This is a genomic window from Acetobacter syzygii (assembly GCF_000964225.1).
In the GTDB taxonomy this organism is placed as follows: domain Bacteria; phylum Pseudomonadota; class Alphaproteobacteria; order Acetobacterales; family Acetobacteraceae; genus Acetobacter; species Acetobacter syzygii.
Genome location: NZ_BAMZ01000017.1, coordinates 1 through 3542, shown reverse-complemented (window position 1 = coordinate 3542; position 3542 = coordinate 1). Strand labels below are relative to the sequence as shown.

6 protein-coding genes are annotated in these 3542 nt (G+C 56.8%); 1 reads left to right on the top strand and 5 read right to left on the bottom strand.

Translation table 11 applies throughout. The annotated features are described in order from the left end of the window. The first annotated feature begins 1 nt into the window (after position 1). Positions 2-1021 carry a MobQ family relaxase gene (mobQ, locus tag Absy_RS07405; protein WP_048854112.1) on the top strand — a complete coding sequence of 340 codons (1020 nt, stop codon included), beginning with the start codon at positions 2-4 and terminating at the stop codon, positions 1019-1021. Positions 1022-1049: 28 nt separating this feature from the next. Here the strand turns inward: mobQ and Absy_RS07400 are convergent, their stop codons facing one another. The 5 genes from Absy_RS07400 to Absy_RS07380 form a co-directional block, all read right to left on the bottom strand. Further along, positions 1050-1304 carry a hypothetical protein gene (locus Absy_RS07400; protein WP_146802666.1) on the bottom strand — a complete coding sequence of 85 codons (255 nt, stop codon included), beginning with the start codon at positions 1302-1304 and terminating at the stop codon, positions 1050-1052. Continuing rightward, the gene (locus Absy_RS07395) at positions 1279-1716 is read right to left on the bottom strand and encodes a DUF29 domain-containing protein (RefSeq protein WP_048854110.1); all 438 of its coding nucleotides are present in this window, start codon (positions 1714-1716) and stop codon (positions 1279-1281) included. The genes Absy_RS07400 and Absy_RS07395 overlap by 26 nt, the downstream gene beginning before the upstream one ends. Beyond that, the gene (locus tag Absy_RS07390; protein WP_048854109.1) at positions 1713-2282 is read right to left on the bottom strand and encodes a hypothetical protein; all 570 of its coding nucleotides are present in this window, start codon (positions 2280-2282) and stop codon (positions 1713-1715) included. Before Absy_RS07390 ends, Absy_RS07395 begins: the two co-directional genes overlap by 4 nt. A 254-nt stretch (positions 2283-2536) precedes the next feature. Next, positions 2537-3046: a cupredoxin domain-containing protein gene (locus Absy_RS07385; protein ID WP_048854108.1), complete on the bottom strand. Its 510-nt coding sequence runs from the start codon at positions 3044-3046 to the stop codon at positions 2537-2539. Continuing rightward, complete coding sequence (locus Absy_RS07380; protein ID WP_048854107.1) at positions 3039-3323, bottom strand: hypothetical protein; 285 nt, start codon at positions 3321-3323, stop codon at positions 3039-3041. Before Absy_RS07380 ends, Absy_RS07385 begins: the two co-directional genes overlap by 8 nt. Between the last annotated feature and the right edge of the window lie 219 nt (positions 3324-3542).

Here is a 3542-nt window from a genome sequence, read left to right as displayed (position 1 = left end):
TCTGTCAGTGAAGGCAGTCAGCCGATCGAAAGGCCAGAGCGCGGTTGCTTCTGCGGCCTATCGTTCCGGCGATGACCTGACAGATGAACGCGAGGGAAAGACGCACGACTACACTCGGCGCCGGGGTGTCGAAGCGTCCTTTATCGTCGCACCTTCCGGGTGTGAGTGGGCGCACGACCGGGCTGCTTTGTGGAACGCAGCCGAGGCCACCGAGAAGCGGAAGAACTCGACCGTGGCGCGGGAATATGAACTGGCTCTGCCCGCCGAACTGGACGGTGCGGCGCGCGAGGCGCTGGCCCGGCAGTTCGCGGAGGCTGTGGTAGAGCGGTTCGGCGTGGCGGCCGACATCGCCATCCATGCCCCCGGCAGGGAAGGCGACCAGCGGAACCACCATGCCCACATCCTCACCACGACCCGGGTGGTGGAGCCTGACGGGTTGGGGGAGAAGACCCGCGTGCTGGACGCGGCCAAGACCGGCAGCGCCGAGATCGAGAGCCTGCGGGAACTGTGGGCCATGCAGTGCAACGAGGCCCTAGAGCGGGCCGGACAGGCCGCCCGCGTCGATCACCGGAGCTATGAACGACAGGGGGCCGAGGTTGTGCCTGGCGTACATCTCGGACCGCATAGCACGGCGGTCGAACGCAAGGCCGCACACCAGGCCGAGCAGGAAGGCCGGGAGTATGAACCCCGGACCTATCGTGCCAGGGCAAATGCGGATGCCGCCGAGAAGAACGGGATTGCGAAAGCCCTGCGCCAGATCATCGAAAGCGCGGAACAGGCCATCGCCAAGGTGCAGCAGGCAGCGGAAGACCTGATGGACTGGTTTGCCGATCTGGCCGACGAGGTGGGCCGGGACGCCATCGAGCAAAAGGAACGGGCCGAGCGAGAGCGACAGAAGGCCGTGGCGGAACGCTTCGCGCAAGACCGGCGCGAAGCGCAGGAGCGGGCCGAAAGAGAGGCTCGCTGGAAACAGGAAACCACAGAACAGAGTCTTCGTCCTCGTCCGCGGCGAGGGAGATAGATCAGTCTTTTGATTGTTAAGTTATGTATTAAAAAGCACAAAGAACACCATATAACAGTTCTTCAGTGGATGCTGTAGTTTTTATTATAAGTGTATCATCATTAACTGACGTTTCTATTTCAATTAATGGATTTTGTTCAAGCAAAACTTCTTTAAATTCCTGTAAACAGCTATAAATTTGTGTTATTGTTTTTGATGTTTTGTCAATTTTAACTTTATATACATTCATATCATTAACCTTTCTATTTTGGTTTCGTTTAGGATTCAGGCCAGAAGTCTTCATCCATCATCTGGCTGAAAGACCACGGACTGACTGCCGGGAAAGTGTTTTCTGATAGGCCGGTTTCCAAAGCCGCATCACGGCGGGCACGGCGATAGGCCGTTTCCACGCTTGCTTCCAGAACGCTTCGCAAGCTCGGGTTGTCGGCCAGATGATCGGTCAGAGCATCTCGCGTATTGGCGATCGAGAGCCGCCATGATGGTCCACGGCGGACGGGCTGAAACTCCCACTTGAGTAGGTGGAGAAGCAGAATTGTCAGACGGCTGATCAGCTCGCGCTTCTCGGATTTTCCCATGCTCTCGATTTCCTCGGCGATGTGTTCAAGGTCCGCCTCGGATAGTTTCCCGGCGCGCAGTAATCCGGCCTGTTCGGTCGTCCATGCGTAAAAATCTTGGTCGTAAAGGGCATTGCTCATGTGATGCCTCCCTTAATGACTTCCAGCTTGGTTCCCGGCTTTGGAATCTGGGCCAATTCCTCTTGCGTGGCACGGCTGCCAACTTCGGCCACATGCCGGTTCATGTAGTAGCGGACGAGACCCGGTCCTCGCATACCGGCTACCTTTTCCCGCTCGGAGAAAATTGCGCCGAAGGACACCAGTTCGTTCATGATGGCCGTGACTTCGTTAACTCGGATTCCCACCTTTTCTGCGATTTCCTCGCGGGTCAGCATGATCTGGCCGGTATGTGGGAACAGGTGGTCGAACAGGAGGGTCCAGATATCCACTGCCTTCATGGGGCGCTTACTGTTTTTCATCAACCACAGGGTGACAGCGCGGTTCTGTGCGGGACGGATCATGACGAAGGGCTCCGTTGTTCCGGGGGATGGGGTGGTGATGCGCTGAACAGTGATCATGACCCGGCCAAGGGCATCGTGGTCAAAATCTGGGTTGTCGAAAAAGGGCAAAAGGGCTTGGCGAACCTGCTCGGCCTGATCTTCACGGAGCCGGTCTTTACGGGTCTTGAGATGGGTGACGTTCCGCATGTGGGAAACCTCTGTATAGGAGCCGAATAGGTCGCACGTGGTGCGACTTTATGGTCGCACGTGGTGCGACCTAATGGCAAGCTATTTTTAGCGGGTTCCTGCCAGAAAAAAGGCGGCTGCAAATCCCTAGATAATTTTAAGATTTAAATCTTCCCCTATGATCCCCTTCTTTTTCAGTGGAAAACTCCCGTTTTCAGCGTGTTAGGCCAGAGGGAATTGATCTTCCGAATTGCTCAGGAAGAGGGAAGGGTTAGTCAGGGCATCGCCCACCCGTGGAACTGCCCGTCTGTTCCAGCAACCACACACCAGCGAACGCCCTTCTCTCCCTTCTGGATGGAGAATCCGGGGACGTTGCAAGTCGCCAGAGGTTGGAGGTTGCCGAGGTCATCCAGTTGTTTGGCCATCTTCCCACTGGCGGTATTCGCCCATGACGCGGCGGCATGGGCGGTGAGGGCTTCCTGTCTGCCAGCGACATGACCAGCGGCCCAGCCGTCATGTCGTCCGACCCAGAACGCTGCCAACCACCCGCCAGAGACCAGCAGGGCCGCACAGAGGGCTGTCCAGATCATCAGGCGTGGTTTTGATACCGCGAACGCTTCGGACGCCTCTACGGCTGTCCTAGAGGCTTTTTCGGCGGCGTCCCTGATCGTCTCGCACTGTCGTTTCTGTTCTGCGGCCAGTCCAGTGAAGGCGTCTTGGGCGTCTTTCAGGCTGGTTTGCAGATCCGTGAAAAGTTTTTTCCCTTCGGACCGCGCGTCACTCATGACCGCTGGTTTCCGGGGTTGGCGGCGGGGTGTATCCCTCGAACGCCCGCTTGTCGTTCTCCCGGCTGATCCGTTCGATCAACTGGCGTAATCCCCGGTTCCAGTTCACTTCCTTTTTGGCCACGTCCATCAGGAGGCCACCGAGGATCACCTTGCGGCGTGTATCCAGCTTCCGTTCTTTGGCACTTTCTCGCGCCATGATGGTCTGAATACGAGCCTTTGCCTGCTCGATTTTCTTCTTTTCATCTGCGATGATTTCTTCGTTTGTTTTAGCCATGACCTATCCCGCAAGACTGGTTATTTTTGGCGACAATAAATCAGCCACTTGTGGCTGTCACCCTGAATGACGTAGGAATGAAGGGCGCACTTATGCAAACTCGCAGAGTTTGCGTGCGGCAGGGGCACAGCCCCTTGCAACCCGTTTACGCCAAAGGAAGATCATGGCGATCTATCATCTGTCAGTGAAGGCAGTCAGCCGATCGAAAGGCCAGAGCGC

What these genes read in the sequence shown, in the direction of transcription:
- Absy_RS07400 (WP_146802666.1), bottom strand. Translation starts at nt 1,304, where the DNA reads ATGAAGACTTCTGGCCTGAATCCTAAACGAAACCAAAATAGAAAGGTT.
- Absy_RS07385 (WP_048854108.1), bottom strand. Translation starts at nt 3,046, where the DNA reads ATGAGTGACGCGCGGTCCGAAGGGAAAAAACTTTTCACGGATCTGCAA.
- Absy_RS07395 (WP_048854110.1), bottom strand. Translation starts at nt 1,716, where the DNA reads ATGAGCAATGCCCTTTACGACCAAGATTTTTACGCATGGACGACCGAA.
- Absy_RS07390 (WP_048854109.1), bottom strand. Translation starts at nt 2,282, where the DNA reads ATGCGGAACGTCACCCATCTCAAGACCCGTAAAGACCGGCTCCGTGAA.
- Absy_RS07380 (WP_048854107.1), bottom strand. Translation starts at nt 3,323, where the DNA reads ATGGCTAAAACAAACGAAGAAATCATCGCAGATGAAAAGAAGAAAATC.